Annotated in this window: 18 protein-coding genes; 11 read left to right on the top strand and 7 right to left on the bottom strand. The window is 60.3% G+C overall.

Annotation, left to right across the window (positions count from 1 at the left end; genetic code table 11):
• The 11 genes from FFS37_RS31220 to FFS37_RS31170 all read left to right on the top strand — a co-directional run.
• On the top strand, window positions 1-787 hold a 787-nt coding region (locus FFS37_RS31220), incomplete at its 5' end, for a CaiB/BaiF CoA transferase family protein (RefSeq protein ID WP_137934792.1).
• Window positions 788-792: 5 nt separating this feature from the next.
• Window positions 793-1,548 carry a TetR/AcrR family transcriptional regulator gene (locus FFS37_RS31215; protein ID WP_081988879.1) on the top strand — a complete coding sequence of 252 codons (756 nt, stop codon included), beginning with the start codon at window positions 793-795 and terminating at the stop codon, window positions 1,546-1,548.
• Window positions 1,549-1,550: 2 nt separating this feature from the next.
• Complete coding sequence (locus FFS37_RS36270; protein ID WP_171026494.1) at window positions 1,551-2,780, top strand: aminotransferase class I/II-fold pyridoxal phosphate-dependent enzyme; 1,230 nt, start codon at window positions 1,551-1,553, stop codon at window positions 2,778-2,780.
• Window positions 2,781-2,842: 62 nt separating this feature from the next.
• The gene (locus FFS37_RS31205; protein ID WP_137934791.1) at window positions 2,843-4,291 is read left to right on the top strand and encodes an aldehyde dehydrogenase family protein; all 1,449 of its coding nucleotides are present in this window, start codon (window positions 2,843-2,845) and stop codon (window positions 4,289-4,291) included.
• Between the two features lie 73 nt (window positions 4,292-4,364).
• Window positions 4,365-5,615: a sarcosine oxidase subunit beta family protein gene (locus FFS37_RS31200; RefSeq protein ID WP_137934800.1), complete on the top strand. Its 1,251-nt coding sequence runs from the start codon at window positions 4,365-4,367 to the stop codon at window positions 5,613-5,615.
• Window positions 5,616-5,639: 24 nt separating this feature from the next.
• A complete protein-coding gene (locus tag FFS37_RS31195) occupies window positions 5,640-5,912 on the top strand; it encodes a sarcosine oxidase subunit delta (protein ID WP_137934790.1) in 273 nt (90 codons plus the stop codon).
• Entirely contained in the window at window positions 5,909-8,869 is a 2,961-nt protein-coding gene (locus tag FFS37_RS31190; RefSeq protein ID WP_137934789.1) for a sarcosine oxidase subunit alpha family protein, read from the top strand. Before FFS37_RS31195 ends, FFS37_RS31190 begins: the two co-directional genes overlap by 4 nt.
• Window positions 8,862-9,395 (top strand): sarcosine oxidase subunit gamma family protein, encoded by a 534-nt coding sequence (locus FFS37_RS31185; protein WP_137934788.1) that lies wholly within the window; start codon window positions 8,862-8,864, stop codon window positions 9,393-9,395. The genes FFS37_RS31190 and FFS37_RS31185 overlap by 8 nt, the downstream gene beginning before the upstream one ends.
• 29 nt (window positions 9,396-9,424) lie before the next feature.
• The gene (metC, locus tag FFS37_RS31180) at window positions 9,425-10,585 is read left to right on the top strand and encodes a cystathionine beta-lyase (RefSeq protein ID WP_137934787.1); all 1,161 of its coding nucleotides are present in this window, start codon (window positions 9,425-9,427) and stop codon (window positions 10,583-10,585) included.
• A complete protein-coding gene (locus FFS37_RS31175; RefSeq protein WP_137934786.1) occupies window positions 10,582-12,246 on the top strand; it encodes an electron transfer flavoprotein-ubiquinone oxidoreductase in 1,665 nt (554 codons plus the stop codon). The genes metC and FFS37_RS31175 overlap by 4 nt, the downstream gene beginning before the upstream one ends.
• Window positions 12,247-12,358: 112 nt before the next feature.
• Window positions 12,359-13,123, top strand: coding sequence for an SDR family NAD(P)-dependent oxidoreductase (locus FFS37_RS31170; RefSeq protein ID WP_137934785.1), 765 nt, complete (start codon window positions 12,359-12,361; stop codon window positions 13,121-13,123).
• A gap of 85 nt (window positions 13,124-13,208) precedes the next feature.
• On the opposite strand, the gene FFS37_RS31165 is transcribed toward FFS37_RS31170, so the two are convergent.
• The 7 genes from FFS37_RS31165 to FFS37_RS31135 form a co-directional block, all read right to left on the bottom strand.
• Window positions 13,209-15,332, bottom strand: coding sequence for a type IV secretory system conjugative DNA transfer family protein (locus FFS37_RS31165; RefSeq protein WP_137934784.1), 2,124 nt, complete (start codon window positions 15,330-15,332; stop codon window positions 13,209-13,211).
• Entirely contained in the window at window positions 15,329-16,327 is a 999-nt protein-coding gene (virB11, locus tag FFS37_RS31160) for a P-type DNA transfer ATPase VirB11 (protein ID WP_137934783.1), read from the bottom strand. The genes FFS37_RS31165 and virB11 overlap by 4 nt, the downstream gene beginning before the upstream one ends.
• Complete coding sequence (virB10, locus tag FFS37_RS31155) at window positions 16,324-17,742, bottom strand: type IV secretion system protein VirB10 (protein ID WP_137934782.1); 1,419 nt, start codon at window positions 17,740-17,742, stop codon at window positions 16,324-16,326. Before virB10 ends, virB11 begins: the two co-directional genes overlap by 4 nt.
• Window positions 17,739-18,521, bottom strand: coding sequence for a TrbG/VirB9 family P-type conjugative transfer protein (locus FFS37_RS31150; RefSeq protein ID WP_171026493.1), 783 nt, complete (start codon window positions 18,519-18,521; stop codon window positions 17,739-17,741). Before FFS37_RS31150 ends, virB10 begins: the two co-directional genes overlap by 4 nt.
• Window positions 18,521-19,255, bottom strand: coding sequence for a virB8 family protein (locus tag FFS37_RS31145; RefSeq protein WP_137934780.1), 735 nt, complete (start codon window positions 19,253-19,255; stop codon window positions 18,521-18,523). The genes FFS37_RS31150 and FFS37_RS31145 overlap by 1 nt, the downstream gene beginning before the upstream one ends.
• A gap of 154 nt (window positions 19,256-19,409) precedes the next feature.
• Window positions 19,410-19,781 carry a hypothetical protein gene (locus tag FFS37_RS31140; protein ID WP_137934779.1) on the bottom strand — a complete coding sequence of 124 codons (372 nt, stop codon included), beginning with the start codon at window positions 19,779-19,781 and terminating at the stop codon, window positions 19,410-19,412.
• Between the two features lie 16 nt (window positions 19,782-19,797).
• A complete protein-coding gene (locus FFS37_RS31135; RefSeq protein ID WP_137934778.1) occupies window positions 19,798-20,031 on the bottom strand; it encodes a hypothetical protein in 234 nt (77 codons plus the stop codon).
• Window positions 20,032-20,049 lie beyond the last annotated feature (18 nt).

The following is a 20,049-nucleotide window of genomic DNA, read 5'->3' as shown; positions in this document are numbered from 1 at the left end:
GGCTGAATCTGGATTCATGTCGATTACGGGCGAAAAGGATGGCGAGCCGATGCGGCTCGGTGTCGCCTTCATCGATCTCATATCGGGCATGAATGCCGTGCAAGCAATTCTCGCTGCCCTGTTTATGCGCGAACGCACCGGAAAGGGCCAGTGGCTCGACATCAGCCTGACCGACAGCGCGATGTTCATGTTGGCCAACGTCGCGTCGGGTCATCTCAATACCGGAAGAGAAGCGTTGCGCTATGGCAACGCTCATCCGAGCATCGTACCATATCAACTGTTCGATTGCGTCGATGGCCGAATTGCACTCGCAGTCGGAAACGACGAACAGTTCCGGCGGTTCTGCAAGATCATCGGTCTGCCGGATCTCGCGATGGATGAGCGGTTCGTCACCAATAAAGGACGAACCGAGGCGCGTGATGAGTTACTGCCGATCATCGAGGACAAGTTGCGCGATCGTAAACTGCATGAGCTTCTCGCCGAACTTCGCGCCGTCGGAGTCCCGGCTGGCGAGCTTCGCACTGTCGGCCAGGCGTTCGCTAGCGATGTTGCAATCCTTCGGGACACTGTCGTTTCGGTTCCTTCCGAAAGGATCGGCACCTTCCGCTCCGTGCGCAGCCCGTTGCGCATGTCGGAAAGTCCGTTTGCTCCGCCGACACTTCCACCCGAGGTCGGCGAGCATACCCGCCAAGTCCTTCAGGCCGAGCTGGATCTGAGCGCAGATCGGGTCGATCAGCTTTTGGAGATGGGCGTAGTTGCCGGTATCCCGGCGACGACCCGAAAGTAGCTCTGATGCAGAAGGAGCGCGTTCGCCGCCAGGGCCGTCCACCCACGATGGAGAATGCACGCGGCAAGATTCTGGACGAAGCCGCCGAACTGTTCGCGCGGGAGGGCTTCGATGGGACTTCGTTAGGAAGTGTCGCGGAAGCGGTCGGCGTCACCAAGGCCGCGATCTACCATTACTTCCCGAACAAGAAGGAAATATACGAGGCTATCATCGTCCGGACGCTCAAGGGCCTTCTTGAAGCTGTAAATATCGCTGTTGATGGTGACGACGAGGCCCCGGAGGCTCTTTGCCGCTTTATGACGGCACACGCCGACTACTTCGAAGCGCATTACCATGGCTTCGTCACGATGTTGGTGGGCTACGGCGGCATGGAGAATGGTGGGCTGCTCGAAGAAGCGCAGGAACTGCGCGACGCCTACGAAGAGCTTCTTCGACGGATCGTGCTCGCAGGCATCGAATCCGGCCGCTATCGAAATACGGATTCCCGGTCGATAAGCCGCGCGATCCTCTCGATGCTGAACTGGATGGTTCGCTGGTTCAAGCCAGGGCATGGCCGTCCCGCCTCCTCCTTCGCGATGGAGTATTGCGAGCTCATTCTGAACGGTCTGGCCGCCGACGGCCGAGCCCTGAACACCGACACGCGTCCTCAGCCCTCCGATAGGCGCCGAGGCCATGAGAGCGCATCAAAAGTCAAGCGTTCCGTCATCTCAGTCGATGGCGAATGTACGCAGAAGTATCCCATGAATTGGAAGAGGAACTAACAATGGCAGATATCCATACTTCGGCCGCCGCGGTGTTCAAGCCGTCGAACGCCTTGTCGAAGGTCGGACCTTCGGCGATCTCTCGCATGATGGCCGCGACGGCAGAACTCAGCCGCCAGGGCCGCGACATCGTGGGTCTTCATGTCGGCGAGCCGGATTTCGATACACCTGAGAATATTCAGGAAGCGGCGATCAAGGCGATGCGCGCCGGGGATACTCACTATACCGCGCTCGATGGCTCGCCCGCGATCAAGGCTGCCGTGCGCGAAAAGTTCAAACGCGAAAACGGGCTCGATTTCACGCCGGAAGAGATCGTCGTCACGACCGGCGCGAAGATGCTCCTGTTCAGCGCATTCTTCGCGACGATCCAGGCTGGCGACGAGGTAATTCTTCCGGCGCCCTACTGGGTAAGCTACAGCGACATCGTCGAGATGATGGGCGCGACGCCGATCATTTTGCAAACACGGTCCGAAGATGGGTTCCGCCTGCGGGCAGAAGATCTGGAACGGGCCATCACGCCGCGTACCCGCTGGTTGTTGATCAACTCGCCGTCCAACCCGACCGGCTCGATCTATCGCAAGGAAGACTACGAACCTATCCTCGATGTGCTCGCACGCCATCCGCAGGTCTGGTTCATTGCTCCCGAGGTGGCGATCCCGGATGTGGGTCCGCGCCCCGAACCCGCGCGTGGAGCCACGACACAGGAAAACCTGGCCGTCACCCTCGCGGCCCTGATGCCCGAAAACTCGATCGTTTCCAACGAGAGCATCTCCTATGGCCGCGACTTCTATAAGCTCACGCACAATGCCCCAGCTCACGACTGGCTGAACCTTGGCGGCGGCGCGATCGGCGACGGCCTTCCGGTCTCCACCGGCGCAGCGGTCGCCGGTGGCGGTGATCGAAGGGTTATCAGCCTGCAGGCAGACGGCTCCGCGATGTATTCCCTGCAGTCGCTCTGGACGCAGGCCCGAGAAAAGCTCCCTTGCACGACGATCCTGCTCAATAACCGGAAGTACAATATCCTGATCGGCGAATACAAGAACGTCGGCGCCGTTCCCGGCCCGACAGCGATGGGCATGCTTGACCTCTCGAACCCCGATCTTGACTGGATCAAGTTGGCAAATGGCATGGGCGTCGAGGCCGCACGCGCGACCACAATGGAAGAGTGCGCCGACCTGATGCAGCAGAGCTTCAGGCAGAAGGCACCGTTCCTCATCGACCTCATTATCTAATGCCATCGATGCCCGCTCTTCCGGCGGGCAACGTCCTTCCTTTCGAAAAATTGGAGACAGCAATGCTGGAAAAGAAATTGTTTTACATCGATAGCGAATGGGTGGCACCGCTGGAAGCCCGCGAACTCGCCGTTATCGACCCGTCGACAGAAGAGGCCTGCGCAGTTATCAGCATCGGTAGCCCCGCCGACGCCGACCGGGCGGTCGCGGTCGCCAAGCGTGCGTTCGAGAGCTGGTCGAAGACTGCCCCCGCCGAACGTCTCAAGCTGGTCGAGCGCTTGCTCGAAATCTACAAGCGCCGCGCACCGGAAATGGCCCAGGCAATCAGCCTGGAGATGGGCGCGCCTATCGACATGGCGCTGGAAAAGCAAGTCGGCGCCGGCACCTGGCACATCTCGAACTTCATCACCGCATTCAAGGACTTCGAGTTCATCCGGCCGCTCGGTCCGCATGCTCCCAACGACCGCATCCTCATGGACCCGATCGGCGTCGTCGGCCTCATCACTCCCTGGAACTGGCCGATGAATCAGGTGACTCTCAAAGTCATCCCCGCTTTGCTGGCGGGCTGCACCATGGTCCACAAGCCCTCCGAGATCGCGCCGCTTTCCTCGATGCTGTTCGCGGAATATATCGACCAGGCTGGTTTCCCCAAGGGCGTCTTCAATCTCGTCAATGGCGATGGTGCTGGCGTAGGCACGCGTCTGTCCTCGCATCCCGATGTGGAAATGATCAGCTTCACGGGTTCCACGCGGGCCGGCGTCGCGATCTCCAAGACCGCGGCAGAAACTCTGAAACGGGTGGTCCTCGAACTTGGTGGAAAAGGCGCCAACTTGGTGTTTGCCGACGCGGACGCGGAAGCGGTGAAACGCGGTGTCCTCCATTGCTTCAACAATACCGGGCAGAGCTGCAATGCGCCAACGCGTATGCTGGTAGAGCGGTCGATCTACGATCGCGTCGTTGACGAGGCGAAGGCGGTTGCGGAAAGCCTCGTGGTCGATTCCAGCCACAAGCCTGGCAACCATATCGGACCGCTTGCATCGGAGGCGCAGTTCCAGAAGGTCCAGGAAATGATCCAGAAGGGAATCGAAGAAGGGGCGCGTCTCATCGCTGGTGGTCTCGGTCGTCCGGAAGGGCATGAACAGGGCTACTTCGTCCGTCCGACGATCTTTGCCGACGCCAACAATGACATGGCAATCGCACGGGAAGAAATCTTCGGACCGGTCCTGACGATCATCCCTTTCGACACCGAAGAAGAGGCTGTCCGGATCGCTAATGATACGCCTTATGGCTTGTCGAATTACGTCCAATCCACCGACGGCGAAAGGCGTAACCGCGTCGCCTCGCAACTCCGCGCCGGGATGATCGAAATGAATGGCAATCCTCGCGGCGCCGGTTCGCCGTTCGGTGGCGTGAAGGCATCCGGCCGGGCTCGCGAGGGCGGACTCTGGGGGATCGAAGAATTCCTCGAAGCCAAGGCGATCTCGGGCTGGGCGGGCTCGAACCCGGCTTGATCGAATGTCCGGCAGCGCATCGCAGCATCATGCGATGCGCTGCATTTCCCCGCAGCATATTCGGTATCTTTCGATGCGCTACTCTGCCCTCTCGATTTTTGCGAACGGCCTCTTCGGTAACAGATGGTGGAAGCCAGCCTGGCGCAGCCCCGAACCGAAGCCGCATTATGACGTCATCATTGTCGGAGGTGGCGGTCACGGACTTGCGACGGCCTACTATCTCGCAAAGGAATTCGGGCTCTCGAACATAGCTGTATTGGAAAAGAGCTACATTGGGTCCGGCAATGTCGGACGCAACACAACCATCATCCGCTCGAACTATTTGCTTCCTGGAAATAATCCTTTCTACGAATTCTCGTTGAAACTCTGGGAAGGGCTGGAGCGGGAGCTCAATTTCAACGCGATGGTTTCCCAACGCGGCGTGCTCAATCTCTTTCATACGGACGGCCAGCGCGACGCCTTCATTCGGAAGGGAAACGCCATGCACCTCCATGGCGTCGATGCAATGTTGCTCGATCTCGATGCAGTGAAGTCGATGGCACCGTACCTCGGCTTCAACAACACGCGTTTTCCTATTTTGGGCGGGTTCCTCCAGAGCCGTGGCGGTACGGTTCGCCACGATGCCGTCGCCTGGGGCTACGCGCGCGGGGCCGACAGCCGCGGCGTCGACATCATTCAGAATTGCGAGGTCAACGGAATACGCCGCGAGGATGGAAAAGTTGTTGGCGTCGAGACCAGCCGCGGCTTCATGGGCTGCGGCAAGCTGGCATTGGCCACGGCCGGCAATTCGTCGAGGCTTGCGGAGATGGTGGGCCTCAAACTTCCGATTGAAAGCCATGTGTTGCAGGCCTTCGTGTCAGAGGGACTGAAACCCTTCATCGACTGCGTCGTATCGTTTGGAATGGGGCATTTCTACATATCGCAATCTGACAAGGGGGGCTTGGTCTTCGGCGGCGACATCGATGGTTACAATTCCTATGCCCAGCGCGGTAATCTGGCGACCGTCGAGCATGTCGCGGAGGCGGCGAAGACGATGATCCCTTCGCTTTCGCGCGTTCGTATTCTTCGGTCCTGGGGGGGTATCATGGACATGTCCATGGACGGTTCGCCCATCATCGATCGAGCGCCAATCGAAAATCTCTATCTCAACGCGGGCTGGTGCTACGGCGGATTCAAGGCGACGCCGGCATCCGGCTATTGCTTCGCCCACTTGCTCGCTCGCGGGACATCGCATGCGACCGCATCGGCATTCCGGCTCGACCGTTTCGAGCGCGGTTATCTGATCGATGAAACCGGAAGCGGCGCACAACCGAACCTGCACTAACCCCTGCCGATCTGGATTGAACGAATGGCAAGTCTTATTCCCTGCCCACATTGCGGCGGCCGCCCGAAGGAAGAGTTCACGGTAAAGGGGGCCGCCCTCCCACGCCCAGAAACGCTGGCCAACCCGGAAACGTGGTTCGAGTATGTCTATTTGCGCACGAATCCCCGCGGCCGTCATGACGAGTTTTGGCACCATACGGCCGGATGCCGCCGCTGGCTGATCGTCACCCGCGACACTGCAACCCATGAAATTGAGGCGAGCCGGGATGCTACGCTCGAAGGAGAACACCCTCGATGAGCACCCATCGTCTACCGGCCGGCGGTCTCATCGACCGTGCCGCACCACTAGCATTCACCTTCGACGGAAAGTCGATGCGAGGCTTTGCTGGTGACACGTTGGCATCTGCGCTTCTGGCCAACGGTCGTCAACTTGTCGGTCGCAGCTTTAAATATCATCGTCCGCGCGGCATCCTTACAGCCGGTGCCTCCGAACCGAACGCACTGGTTACGGTAGGCCGCGGCGGGCGCTCTGAGCCCAATACGCGGGCCACGACGCAGATGCTGTACGCCGGTCTGGAAGCCTCCAGCCAGAACCGCTGGCCCTCCCTTGAATTCGACCTTGGCGCGGTGAACGGTCTGCTCTCTCCCTTCCTGGGCGCCGGTTTCTACTACAAAACCTTCATGCGGCCGTCGTGGTTCTGGGAAATGGTCTACGAACCGCTGATCCGGACAGCGGCGGGTCTCGGAAAAGCGTCGGGCGAAGCGGATCCTGATCGCTTTGAAAAGACTTGGGCGCATTGCGATCTTTTGGTGATCGGCGGTGGACCCACCGGCATAGCGGCCGCTTTAACGGCCGCGCGATCAGGTGCGCGCGTTGTGCTCGTCGACGAGCAGGCAATGATTGGCGGCTCGCTTCTTTCGGAAACCGCAACGATTGGCGACGTGTCAGCCCCGGAATTCGTGCGGCAAGCCGTGGGCGAGCTGAACTCCTACCCCAATGCGCGGGTGCTGGCCAGTACGACCGTATTCGGTTGGTTCGATGGTAACGTTTTCGGCGCGGTGGAGCGTGTCCAAAGGGGGGATAGCGTTGCCGATGCCGGCCGGCTCGCGGAAAGGCTCTGGCGCATCGTTGCCAAGAAGGCGCTCTTGGCCAGCGGCTCGGAGGAACGCCCGCTCGTCTTCGGTGGCAATGACATTCCGGGCGTCATGATGGCGACGGCAATGCGAACCTATTTGAATCGCTTTGCTATCGCACCGGGCACTCGAACTGCGATCTTCACGACGAATGATAGCGGCTATGCTCTTGCGCGCGATCTCGAAGCGAGGGGGCAACCGGTTGTTGCCGTTATCGACAGCCGAAATGACGCGAACCCGCCATATTTCGGTGAATTCCGGGTCATCCGCGGTGCGGTGGTTTCGGACGCCCGCGGCGGCAAGATGTTATCTTCAGTCGATATCTGGCACGGCAATCGGAGAGAAAACCTGAAGGTCGATGCCTTGGCAATGGCTGGAGGTTTTAGCCCAATCATACACCTTGCCTGCCACCGCGGCGGCAAGCCCGATTGGTCTGATCAGTATGCGGCATTCCTCGCACCGGAATTGAGCGGGCTCGTCGTTGCGGGCTCTTGCAATGCTATTTCCGGGATCGCCGCATGTCTGGACGATGGTGCTGCAAAGGCAGCGAGTCTCGTTGGCGATCTCGGTTTTCGCGTAGAGCAGCAGGATTTTGGAACCATCGAGGATGATATTGTTGCCCCGCCGGCGCGCGCCTTGTGGTCGATTCCGCGTATCCGCGGTAAAGCCTTCGTGGATTTTCAGAATGACGTTCACCACAGAGATCTCGGTCTTGCGGTCCAGGAAGGCTATGGCCATGTCGAGCACGCGAAGCGATACACGACGAATGGGATGGCAACAGATCAGGGCAAGCTGTCGAATGTGAACGCGATCGGTCTCCTTGCCGACGCGCGCGGCGTGTCCCCTAGAGAGGTCGGCACAACGACATTTCGCCCGTTCTATACGCCTGTCTCCTTCGGATCGCTAGCGGGTTCCTACCATGGGGAGCATTTCCAGCCGGTCCGGAAGTCGCCGCTCCACGATTGGGCGGCAAAGCACGGCGCCGTGTTTGTAGAATCCGGTCTATGGTATCGCTCCGCCTGGTTCCCGCGTGACTACGAAACGACCTGGCGGGAGAGCGTCGATCGAGAGGCAACCAATGTTCGGGCGAATGCCGGCCTTTGCGATGTTTCCATGCTTGGCAAAATAGAGGTCCTCGGAACAGATGCGGCGGAGTTCCTCGACAGGGTGTACTCGAATGGCTTGCGCAAGCTGCCCATCGGGAAAGCGCGCTACGGCCTCATGCTGCGCGAAGACGGTATGATCTACGATGACGGAACCGTCAGCCGGTTCTCTGAAGACCATTTCTTCATCACCACCACGACAGCCTATGCAGCAGGCGTTCTGAACCATCTCGAATTCTGCGCCCAGGTGTTATGGCCGAATCTCGACGTTCATCTTTCGTCGTCTACCGACCATTGGGCGCAAATGGCGGTTGCTGGACCCCAGTCACGAAATATCCTGCAGCAGATCGTTGATGAAGACCTGTCGAATGCGGCGTTTCCTTTCCTCGGCGCTAGGGAGATATCACTTTTCCAAGGTCAACTTCATGGGCGGCTGTTCCGCATCTCCTTCTCAGGGGAACTTGCCTATGAACTTGCGGTGCCCGCAGGTTACGGCGAGAGCGTCGCCGATGCGCTGATGATCGCCGGCCAGAACCACGGCCTTCAACCCTATGGGGTCGAGGCGCTCAGCGTGCTCAGGATTGAAAAAGGCCATGTAACCCATAGCGAGATTAACGGTACGGTCGTTCCGGCTGATCTCGGCTTTGCCAAGATGGTCTCACCTTCCAAAGCGGATTTCATCGGCAAGCACATGCTGGCGCGCGAGGGCCTCCGTGACCCGGAGCGGCCGCAACTTGTCGGGATCGTTCCCCTTGATCACCAAGCCGCAATCCGGAGTGGCGCGCACATCCTCGAAAAGAATGCTTCGTGGACGCTGGAGAACGATCAGGGCTATGTGACCTCGACGGCGTTCTCACCGCATGTCGGCTCCAAGATCGGGTTGGCCTTGGTCAAGCGTGGGGCGGCTCGACATGGGGAAGAGGTGATCGCCTACGACAGCCTTCAGCAAGAATTCACTCCCTGCCGGCTTTGCAGCCCGGTCTTCTACGATTCAGAAGGTGAAAGACTCCATGGCTGAGGCTGGTATCAAACATCGGGCCGTCCTTGCTGGTCTAAGACCGATCAACGTGAAGCAAGTCGATCTTCGTGCTTTGCCGGAGGGGTCGATCATTCAAATTCTAGCCCGAAGGGGAGCCGGTGATCTCGCACCGCTCCTGGCAGATCTCACGGCCGACAAAGAGTGCGAGGTTCGACCGGCCGCTCCGGGCGAGTGGCTTCTCGTCGGGAATACTGCTTGGGCGCGGGAGGAACTGGACAGTCTTGAAGCAAGTATTCATGCGGTAGGTTATGCCGTTGACCAGAGTCATGGGCGCGTTCGCCTATCGCTTGCCGGATCGGCCGTCGAGGACGTCCTCGCAAAGGGAAGCGCGGTCGACTTCGACGCCGCCGCATTTCCCATCGGGAACTCCACGGTGGCGTTGATCGGCCATGTTTCCGTCCACCTTACCCGCGTGAAGGACAGCGGATTCGAACTTATCGTCGGGCGCAGCCTTGCAGAGGGTCTTTGGCAGGACCTGGCTCGCATGTCCTCCGAACTCGCCTGATAACCCCATATCCCAGGGAGAGAATTTCAATGTCGCACTCGAGCAAGAAAATCGGAACCAATACGCAGCTTGGCCACGCCGGCTATGATCCGCTGTCATTTCATGGTTTCGTCAACCCGCCGATCGTGCGCGCCTCCACAGTTCTTTTTCCGGATGCCGAGACGCTTGCAAGCGAGAACCAGAAATACACCTACGCAACACATGGCACGCCGACGACTGATGCTCTTTGTGCGGCGCTGACGGAACTCGAAGGTGCTGCCGGAACAGTTTTGGTGCCGTCCGGACTGGCCGCGATCTCTGTCCCGCTTCTGACCTTTCTCTCGGCAGGGGATCATGTGCTTATCACGGATTCCGTCTATGGCCCGACCCGTCGGTTTGCGAACGAGGTGCTGCCGCGAATGGGGGTCGCGGTCGAATACTACGACCCGTTGATCGCCGGAGATATCGTCTCTCTGTTTCGCCCGGAAACGAAGGTTGTGTTCTTGGAGACGCCCGGCTCGAACACCTTTGAGATGCAGGATGTGCCGGCGATCGTCGCGGTGTGCAAAGAACGCGCTATCGTCACGATGATCGACAACACCTGGGCGACGCCCCTCTTTTTCAAGCCCATCGGTATCGGCGCGGATATCGTAATCCATGCGGCAACCAAGTATTTTGGAGGACATTCAGACGTTCTGATGGGTACGGTCTCCGCCAACGAGGCATGCTGGCCGAAACTCAATCGCGGGCACATGGTTCTCGGCATGTGCGTAGGGTCTGATGACGCATATCAAATCCTCCGCGGATTGCGGGGAATGGGCCGAAGGCTCGACACGCACCAGCAATCAACGCTTGCCATTGCCAAATGGCTCGAAGGCCACCCCAAAGTCGAGCAGGTCTACCACCCTGCTCTTGAAGGCAATCCTGGTCACGCAATTTGGCGACGCGACTTTTCCGGCTCTTCCAGTCTTTTCTCGTTCGCCCTGCCGCGTGCCGCAGATCCAAAGAGTTTCCTGAATGCATTGGAGATCTTTGGCCTTGGCTATTCCTATGGTGGCTATGAGAGCCTTGCAGTTCAGGTGGGCCTCTCCGACCGAATTGTTCGACGGCCTGATTTCGAGATGTCGATCATCCGCCTCCAGGTGGGACTTGAGGATGTGAACGATCTGATCGACGACCTCGATCGTGGATTCGCGGCGGCCTTCGCATGACCGAAACGGCGGAACTCCCCGAACGCGAGAGTATGGAATTCGACGTGGTGATCGTAGGTGCCGGTCCTGCGGGGCTTTCTGCGGCGATCCGGCTGAAGCAGGCCAATCCGGATCTGACGGTCGTCGTGCTGGAAAAGGGTTCGGAAGTCGGCGCGCATATCCTGTCCGGCGCGGTTGTGGATCCGATCGGCATCGACCGCCTGCTGCCCGGCTGGCGTGAGGATGACAGCCATCCGTTCAAGACCGAGGTGAAGGACGACCATTTCCTGCTGCTCGGCCCGGCCGGCTCGGTGCGGCTGCCGAACTTCGCCATGCCGCCCTTGATGAACAACCACGGCAACTACATCGTCTCGCTCGGCAATGTCTGTCGGTGGCTCGCCACCAAGGCGGAAGAGCTCGGCGTCGAGATCTATCCCGGCTTTGCCGCGACCGAGGTGCTCTACAATGACGAGGGCGCCGTCATCGGCGTGGCCACCGGCGACATGGGCATCGAGCGCAACGGCGAGCCCGGCCCGAACTTTACCCGCGGCATGGCGCTGCTGGGAAAATACACGCTGATCTCCGAGGGCGTGCGCGGCTCGCTCGCCAAGCAGCTCATCGCGAAGTTCGACCTTCAGAAGGATCGCGAACCCCAGAAATTCGGCATCGGCCTCAAGGAACTCTGGCAGGTCAAACCCGAGAACCACAAGCCCGGCCTCGTGCAGCACTCCTTCGGCTGGCCGCTCGGCATGAAGACCGGCGGCGGCTCGTTCCTCTATCACCTCGAAGACAACATGGTTGCCGTCGGCTTCGTGGTGCACTTGAACTACAAGAACCCCTATCTCTTCCCCTTCGAGGAATTCCAGCGCTTCAAGACGCATCCGGCGATCCGCGGCACCTTCGAAGGCGGTAAGCGCTTGTCCTACGGCGCACGCGCCATCACCGAGGGCGGCTACCAGTCGGTACCGAAACTGTCGTTTCCGGGCGGTGCGCTGATCGGCTGCTCGGCGGGCTTCGTCAACGTGCCGCGCATTAAGGGCAGCCACAATGCGGTGCTCTCGGGCATGCTCGCCGCCGAAAAGCTCGCGGATGCAATCGCGAGTGGCCGCGCCAATGACGAGCCGATCGAGATCGAGCAGGGCTGGCGCGACAGCGCCATCGGCTCGGACCTCAGGAAGGTGCGCAACGTCAAGCCGCTGTGGTCGAAGTTCGGCACTGCGGTCGGCGTGGCGCTCGGCGGCCTCGACATGTGGACGAACACGCTCCTCGGCTTCTCCTTCTTCGGCACGCTGAAGCACGGCAAGACCGATGCGCAGTCGCTGGAGCCGGCGGCCAAGCACAAGAAGATCGACTATCCGAAGCCGGATGGCGTTCTGACCTTCGACCGTCTGTCCTCGGTGTTCCTGTCGAACACCAACCACGAGGAAGACCAGCCGGTCCACCTTCAGGTGAAGAACCCGGAGCTGCAGAAGACCTCCGAACTCGACGTCTATGCCGGTCCGTCGACCCGCTACTGTCCGGCGGGCGTCTACGAATGGGTGGAGAAGGACGGCAGGCAAGTTTACGTCATCAACGCGCAGAACTGCGTGCACTGCAAGACCTGCGACATCAAGGACCCCAACCAGAACATCAACTGGGTGCCGCCGCAGGGCGGCGAGGGGCCGGTCTATCCGAATATGTGAGCCAAACCCTGGCCGAAAAGGTGAATCCCACCAAGAACATGGTGGTCGCATCTCACTCCATGGAGATTTGCGTGCGATCACCGATTTGCGAAGGCGAATATCAACGAAGGATATGAACATGGACCAGTCTTTGCTTGGGCAGACGATCTTGGTTACTGGTGCCTCAGGTGGGATCGGAGCGGCGGTCGTAGAGCGACTTGCGTTGGAAGGGGCGAGGCCGATCATTCACTACAGGAAGAATGAGGATAAAGCGCAAGAATTGCTGGCCAAGATCGGTGGCAACGGTCTCATCGTACAAGCTGACCTTTACGAAGACGAGGGAGTATCCGCGCTTTGGCGGAAATCGGTTGATTTTGCGGGCCGAATCCACGGCCTCGTCAACAATGCTGGCAATCGCTCGGAAATTTCGATTGAAAACTCGCACGGCGAGTGGAAGGCACTATGGCAGAAGGAGTTTCAGGTAAATCTCTTCGCCGCCGCCGATCTTTGCAAGGAGGCGGTTCTTCATTTCAAAACCGAGGGCGGTGGGCGCATCGTGAATATTGCTAGCCGCGCTGGTCAGCGCGGTGGGGCACGGGATTCGATGCCTTATGCTGCGGCGAAGGCGGCTATGATCAATCTCACGAAATCAATCGCTCGCAGCTTCGGTCGGGAAGGTGCATCTGCAGTCTGTATAGCCCCCGGTTTGGTACGCACCGACATGGCAGAGAAGTTCATCGCTACGCATAGCATGGCAGAGGCGATAGATGACATCCCGATCGGCGACATGGCCGAACCCAGAGAAATTGCGGAACTCGTCGCCTTCGTGCTGCGCTACGGCCAAGACTCGCTGAACGGTGCGACGCTTGACGTCAATGGCGGTAGCTATCTCCGCTGAGATGTCGGAATAGTGTAACGCGGCCCATCGCGGTGGCCATCGACCAGCCTTTTAATGTCCGTGTTAAAGTGTTCCGGATGTTGGGCTATTCGTCGGAAAATACCGATGCGACTTCCCTTTGGACTTTTTTGGCCGCCCGTTTCTTGACGGGCGTGCCGCCAAGCAAAGTAAGTATCCTCTCGAGGGACTTGTCCGCGTTCGCTTGTCGCTCTGCACTCCTCTTCATGGCAAATCTAAAGTCCGGCTCGTCGCCGCCGGCTTCATGAACGGCATGCTGAGAATCAGCTACCACCCGCTGCGCATCATTTCGGTTGTCGGGAATACGTGCAGTGGACGGTGTTCTCGATGGCTCGTTGCCGGCTTCGAAACTCTTGGCGACAAACGTTGCTCCAGCGAGCGAAGGCGCTGGGAAGTGCAGCTCAGAGGACAGAGCGACCTCGAAATCCGTATGTTTGGCGCCGATTGCGACTGTGACACCCTGCTCCTTTTTCGGCGTTCGCACACGCCACCACGCCCGCTTCATCAACCCGCCGTCGGCATAGTAGAAATTGCGCACGCCGAAGATCGGCTGCTGGTTCCGCAGCTTGATGACGCATCGCGTCTCGTGCATTGCACCAAGCTCGTCGGGCCGCATGAGCGGGCGCATCGTGGTCTTGTGCGACATGGTAGCGCCCTTGCGATCGAACAGGGTCACGCCCGTCGATACCGCTTTATCGACGGTCACCTCTTTTCGCTCGCCGAGAAGCTGCGAGACGTATCGCTGATCTTCTGGATCCTGGGCGCCAAGGAAGATCTGCGCGCGTGCCGAATTCACCAGCGTCTGCCGGCCCTCGCGGGTGTAAACGTTGTCGAGCGAGCGCAGGGACTGGACGAAGAACCAGCACGGAATTCCATAACCGCCGAGGACGGTGGCGACGGTCAGGGCATTTTCCAGCTTGCCGAGATTCTGGAACTCGTCGAGCAGCACGAGCACGCGGCGTTCGCCCCGCTTCATCATGTTGCGCGACATGTAGTCCATGAACTGGACCATCAGCACGTTGAAGATTGGCCCGATCGAGGCGATCTGCTGGATACGGAAATCCAGGTAGAGGCTCATATTTTCGCGGCGCATCGCCCGGATGTCGAAGGTGGACCGCGCCGTCGCGCGCAAAATGCGATTGTTCTTGAAGGGCCGCACGGCGGCGGCGAGGGAACCATAGACGCCGTCGAACTGCTTGCTGGCCATGACGGCGAAGCGGGCGAGGGTGGTATAGGTGAAGGAGCTGATCCACTCGGCACGAAGCTCGGGATTGGCAACCTCCTCCAACCATTCGCGCAGCGGCTGGTCGCCACCCTCGACGACATTGAGGACCGTTCCAAGGTTCTTGTCCTTGTCGATGATATCAGGGTTTTCGAGCACCCAAGATGTGACGCCAGCGAACAGCGCTCGAGCATCGGAAATCCAATAGGCATCGCCTTTGGGCGTCGGCAGCAGCGCGGTCGCAATCGAGTTGATGTCGATATCGCGCTGATCTGGATCAATGGCCACGAAATCCAGCGGGTTATAGCATTCGGTATCGCCATTCTCATCTGCCGGTGAGAAGCGCAGTACGCGCGAGAATTTCGAGCGATAGCCCGCCGTCGCCTCATAGGTTTCGCCGCGCATGTCGAGCACGACGATGCTGTCAGGCCAAAGCAGGCAGTTGGGCACAATCAGCGAAGCACCCTTACCGGACCTCGGCGGGCCGATGACGAAGCCGCCGACGTCATCGCCATCGATCCAGAGCTTCTTGCCGCCGAACAGCATGGGCTTCAAGAACCGCCGCCGGCCGGACCCGCGCTGCGTGAACCCGCCCGGAACCTTGATCAGACTGCCGCCGATCCGTCCGACGAACACGCCGCCCGTGCGGGTAAGCCCGAGGGTCCGCGCTTCCAGCGGGCTCAGAAACCGCGCATCCGTCGATTTCTTTTTGCCGGTCATCGCCGTGATGAGCATTGCGAAACCAGCAACCGCGCCAGCGCCAGCCGCAATCGCAGGCCGATGCCAGTCGCCGGCGGCGAGATCGAGACGCGCCGCTCGATAAGATGCGAGCATATCGTCCTGCAGCGCCTGGAACATCCCGGTCGAGTTATCGAAGGCGTAATAGAGGCCGGCATAGGCAAGCGAGGCGACGAAGGCCGCCATCGCGGCGGCGATGACCAATCCGAACAGCAAGATTGCCGGGTTCACAGTACGTCTCCCTTGGTGAAGACGATTTCCGACACGACCCGCCGACCGTCCGGGAAACGATGAAGCTGAACAACCACCGGGATCACCTCCTTCAGGTAGTCGATGATCTCGTGCTTCTGCAGCCGGACGCCACTCTGCATGACCATCAATGCCAGACGGTCATAGGCGTCACGGGCGGAATTGGCATGGACCGTGGTGAGCGAGCCGGGATGTCCGGTATTGATCGCCTGAAGGAAGGAGAACGCCTCCTCGCCGCGAAGTTCGCCCAGCATCACCCGATCCGGCCGCATGCGCAGCGACGCTTCCAGCAATTGCTGTGGCGTCACCTTCGCCCGGCCTTGATCACCCTTGGAGGCGAGAAGGGCGACGGTGTTCGCAGTCGGCGGTCTCAGCTCGCGGGTGTCCTCGATCGTTACGATGCGCTCCTCGTCCGGAACCTCCTTCAGCAGAGCATTAAGGAAGGTGGACTTGCCGGTCGAGGTGCCCCCGGAGACGGCGATCGAGACCCGCGAACGCACGGCGGTCCGCAGAAACTGCATGACGTCGACATCGCCCTGCAGCATGGCGGCAAGGGTCTCTTCGGCCGGAGAAAGCCGGAGTTGGCGACCGACGCGCGTATCGTCGAAGGCGCCGCGGCTCTTGTAGACGTCCAGGCCGATGTCATGGATGACCTGCTTGCGGATGGAGATCGCGCCTCCGGCAGGTGCCGCCGGCGGCAGCACGCACTGAAAGCGCTCGCCGGTCGGAAGTGAGGCCGACAGGATGGGATGTTCCTCGTTGACAACCTGGTTGGTGGAGCCCGCCACCCGCTCGCTCAGGGTTCTGATCCAGTCGGCGGTAAACTGTGCGTCGACAACGCGTTCCATGCCGGCGACGCCAAGTCGCTCGATGAACACCTCGCCAGGGCGATTGACCGAGATTTCGGAGACGCGATCATCCGAGAGGAACGGCTTCAGCCGCTCCAGGGCTTTGTCGAGAAACGGGAACTGCTTCATTTGTAGACCGGCGCGATCGGATAGTAGGGCGTCGGGTCGACATTGCGCCGGATCTGGCCACCGCGCTTGAGCCGCATCATCTCCTGCCGGACCGGGTCGGCATAGAAGGCGGAGAAGTCGAGATCGCGCCTGAGGAAGACGATGATCGACTCGCCCTGCGCGACATAGATCGTCGGCGGAATCTTCGAGCTTTCCTTGAAGGCTTCGTTGGCGATGTCCTGGAGGACGGCCGACGATTTCTCGGCGGCGATCGAACGGGCTTCAGCAGCCGTGCGGCTCGGCTCCGTGGTGACCGTCGTCACCGCGCCGGTGAGCGGATCGACCGTCGAGATTGAACGAGCGCTTTCCGTGGCGGTATCGCCCAGCGCCGAGACATATTCCGCAGCTCCGCCGATTACCGACAGCATGATGGCCGAACCGAACCGCTCCCAGAAATGCGTGTCGATCTCGCCGGTGAGCCCGGCGCGGCCGAGGCGATCGGCGCCAGGGGAGGCGATCTCGACGGAGACGCCATCCGAGCGGATGACGCGGGACCAGACGATGAAGATGCGCTTCTGGCCGCGGGCCAGGCCGGACTTGTATTCCCCGACCAGCCGCGAGCCCTTCGGAATGAGGATGCGGCCGCCGTCGAGAGAGCGGACATCCTCGCGCACGATAGCGCGCACCATACCGGGCAGGTCGGTATTGATCGCCGTCTCGAGGAAGCCACGGATCATAGTGCCTTGTGCGACCAGCGCATCCGTCCGGTCGAAGCGGGTCGCCTTCACGATGCCCGCGGTCTGCTTTTCCGACTGGGCGAGAAACGCCTTGTTGGCGTCGCTTTCCGCGCCGGGGACGGCGACGAGCTGGCCGTCGTCGGCGATGGTCACGGCCGGGTCGCCGGACAGCGTCTCCCGGTTCGAGCCATCGAGGACGATTTGCTCGGAGCGCAGCCGTTCCCACCGCGCCTTTTCCTCATCCGCCAGCCGCTTGGCCTCGAGTTCGGCGAGACGAGCGTTTTCTTCCGCGCGCCGGCGAGCCTCTTCCATTCGTAGCCGCTCTTCCTCGGCCTTGCGACGTGCTTCCTCGATCTGCCGCAGCTTTTCGAGATCGTCGCCCTGGTTGACGGTGACGTCGACATCAGCGGAATCCACTGGCTTCTTCTCCGCGACGGGGATCTGCACGAGGTTGGGATCGGCGGCCTGCTTCACCGGCTCGTCAGGGAAATCGCGAATGCTGGAGTTCGAAGTCTCGAAGCTCTCGCCGCTGCCTTCGGAGAGGCTGGGGTTCTGTGGTCCGGTCGGCCAGTTGACGTATGCCAGGACGCCCACGCCGACGACGAGCAGGACAGGAAGGGCCAGCTTGCCGAGGCGACCATTGCGGTCGCTTGCCACGCTGCTTTGTCCATCGAGATGGTCGAAGTCGATTTTGCTCACCGCTGGCGCTCCTCTTTGTGGCCGAGGCGCTTCGGCCCGTAGGCGTCCTCGATGAGATCGAAGGATTGGCGATTGGCCTGCCGATTATAGAGGCACAGCCACTTGTCGCCGGCGCGCAGGGTGAACTGAGCCGCGATCTTGTCGACGACGACATATTTGCCTTGCGTGCGCAGGTTGACGAGCGACTCCTGGCGCTTGCCCTCGACCACGAAGATCGCGGGAATATCGCCGGGAAATTCCAGATACATATGCGTGCCGTCATCGAAGGCGACGCGCGGCTTCAGGCTGGTGTCGCCCTTGAAGACATAATCGTAGTTCAGGCGGTTCGGATCGAGATCCTTCAGCAATGGATCCTTGGCGCTCTCCTGCGCGGCGGCCAACAGCCGGGCATTGACGTCCTCATCAGGATATTTGAACCGCACCTGAAACGCGGCGCGCAGGTCGGCCGCGGCGGAACCTTTGAGGAGCAGGGCATAGACGCGCTGGTTCGTGACGATGTTGACGTTCGTTTCGGCGTTTTCGCGCAGAGGCTTCACGAACAGGATGCCGGAGCCCTTTTTCGGCACGATCGACCAGCTGGCGGTATCGCCGGCCGAAATCGTTTCGATCACTTCTGAGCTGCCAAGCTGGATCATGGTGGAGACACCGAGGCCGGCCGGGACGGTGACGACGGCATTGTTGTTGAAGGTGATGTAGCGGATGCGGGGATCGGCCGCCGGCGAGGTGGTCGCAGTGGCGAGCAGCGTGAGCGTCGCGAGGGCGAGGACAGGTTTCCGCATCATCGCACCGCCTTGTCCGCCGGCAGAACTTCCGGCAAGGATTCCTGGTCGCGCCTATATTCAGTTGCTTGGAAGCCGAGTGGATTGTCAAAACGATATTCGTTCTTCAGCGGCGCGGTCGTGTAGCGGAAGCGAACCACCGAGACCCAATGCTCACGGCGCAGGGTGTTGTCGCGTCGCGTTTCCGTCGAAAAGCGCACGGTTGCCGTGGAGGCATTGAGGAACGAGACCGACTTGATGGTGACGGCAATACGCGTGTCGCGGCCGAGCAGCTTGTCCTTCGATTGCGGGTTCGACGGCTCGAATTCGTGGCGAAGGTCGGTCGCGGCCTGTCCCGTCGAATAGAGCTGGGCGAGATCGAAATTATCCTTCAGCGCCCGCGGATCATAGGTCTCGCGCGCCCGGATATAGCGGACGATGTTGGCGGTCTTGATGGCGTCGTTCTCGGAAAGCTTGCTCTCGTTCAGGGAACGGGCGACCTCGACGAAGCCGGTGGTCTTGTCGGCGATCACCACCACGGCCTCGAACTGCTTCAGGGGAACAAGGAGATTGAGGGCCGACAGGCTGAGCAGCGTGGAAATGCCGGCGACGGTCGCCACGGTCCAGGCGATTTTCCGGGAGCGGCGTTCCTTGCGATAAAGCTCGGCCTCCCAGGATGCGCCGGCTTTCCAATAGGCGGTGAGATCGATCGGCGGGGTTTCTGGCGTTTTTGCGGCGGCATCTTCGTTGGTCATTTAGGTATCCGGTGATCGCCGACGGCGAAAAAAGAAACTATAGTTTATTCACTTAGCCGAGCGATCTCCTCTGCCGGGTGGACCAGCGTCAGGATCAATCCGCAAAGCCTGGGATTAGGGAGCGCTCAGCTCCTCGGTGCAGCGGCTCTAGGTCCTAGCTGCACAAGCGCATCAGCGTTTTCTTGGACGCCGTATTGGAGAAGAAGAAGGAGCGATCGTCCTTCACCTCGATCGTGACGGTATCGCGGTCGCCATCCGCTTCGTCGGCGCCGGCCTCGATCCACAAGACATCGAGCGTATAGGTGCTGCCGTCCTGTTTGACGGACAGCACCTTGCCGGCGGTCTTGTTGGCGCCGATCGCCTTGTCCTCGACATAGATAAACGCGGCGGCCGCGGCTTCGCAGCCGCCTTCAGCGGGTGCATAGGCCCCGGTCAGCACTGGCAGGATCGAGCTTGGCGATTGTGCCTGCGCCGCGCCGGGGAGCAGCAGGCCGAGCGCGAGCATCGTCGATACGATTTTCTTCATTCTCAAGCCTCCTTGTTCAGAAACCGAACAATGCGCCGAGGCTTTGAGCATAGCCGGCGAGCGTGTTGTAGAGATCGATGCAATATTCCGCGAACGGCTTGAAGAAGATAACCGCAAGGATGAACAGCAGATAGCCGAAGCCGCCGCCCTTTTTGGATTCAGCGCGAGCGTGTTCCGCAGCTTCTTCGTTGATCTGAGCCTGCTGATGTAAGGCCGCCTGGTAGCGACGGGGATCATTCCAAGGGTGCATTCAAGCCTCCTTCATATA

This window comes from Mesorhizobium comanense, from assembly GCF_005503535.1.
Taxonomy (GTDB): domain Bacteria; phylum Pseudomonadota; class Alphaproteobacteria; order Rhizobiales; family Rhizobiaceae; genus Mesorhizobium; species Mesorhizobium comanense.
The sequence above is the reverse complement of the archived record's forward strand: the minus strand, read 5'-3'. Positions and strand labels throughout refer to the sequence as shown.

Coding starts and splice junctions, on each gene's coding strand:
- FFS37_RS36270 (WP_171026494.1), top strand. CDS start 1,551: ATGGCAGATATCCATACTTCGGCCGCCGCGGTGTTCAAGCCGTCGAAC.
- virB11 (WP_137934783.1), bottom strand. CDS start 16,327: ATGAAGCAGTTCCCGTTTCTCGACAAAGCCCTGGAGCGGCTGAAGCCG.
- FFS37_RS31170 (WP_137934785.1), top strand. CDS start 12,359: ATGAACATGGACCAGTCTTTGCTTGGGCAGACGATCTTGGTTACTGGT.
- FFS37_RS31150 (WP_171026493.1), bottom strand. CDS start 18,521: ATGCGGAAACCTGTCCTCGCCCTCGCGACGCTCACGCTGCTCGCCACT.
- FFS37_RS31190 (WP_137934789.1), top strand. CDS start 5,909: ATGAGCACCCATCGTCTACCGGCCGGCGGTCTCATCGACCGTGCCGCA.
- FFS37_RS31200 (WP_137934800.1), top strand. CDS start 4,365: ATGCGCTACTCTGCCCTCTCGATTTTTGCGAACGGCCTCTTCGGTAAC.
- FFS37_RS31175 (WP_137934786.1), top strand. CDS start 10,582: ATGACCGAAACGGCGGAACTCCCCGAACGCGAGAGTATGGAATTCGAC.
- FFS37_RS31135 (WP_137934778.1), bottom strand. CDS start 20,031: ATGCACCCTTGGAATGATCCCCGTCGCTACCAGGCGGCCTTACATCAG.
- FFS37_RS31185 (WP_137934788.1), top strand. CDS start 8,862: ATGGCTGAGGCTGGTATCAAACATCGGGCCGTCCTTGCTGGTCTAAGA.
- metC (WP_137934787.1), top strand. CDS start 9,425: ATGTCGCACTCGAGCAAGAAAATCGGAACCAATACGCAGCTTGGCCAC.
- FFS37_RS31195 (WP_137934790.1), top strand. CDS start 5,640: ATGGCAAGTCTTATTCCCTGCCCACATTGCGGCGGCCGCCCGAAGGAA.
- FFS37_RS31140 (WP_137934779.1), bottom strand. CDS start 19,781: ATGAAGAAAATCGTATCGACGATGCTCGCGCTCGGCCTGCTGCTCCCC.
- FFS37_RS31215 (WP_081988879.1), top strand. CDS start 793: ATGCAGAAGGAGCGCGTTCGCCGCCAGGGCCGTCCACCCACGATGGAG.
- FFS37_RS31205 (WP_137934791.1), top strand. CDS start 2,843: ATGCTGGAAAAGAAATTGTTTTACATCGATAGCGAATGGGTGGCACCG.
- FFS37_RS31145 (WP_137934780.1), bottom strand. CDS start 19,255: ATGACCAACGAAGATGCCGCCGCAAAAACGCCAGAAACCCCGCCGATC.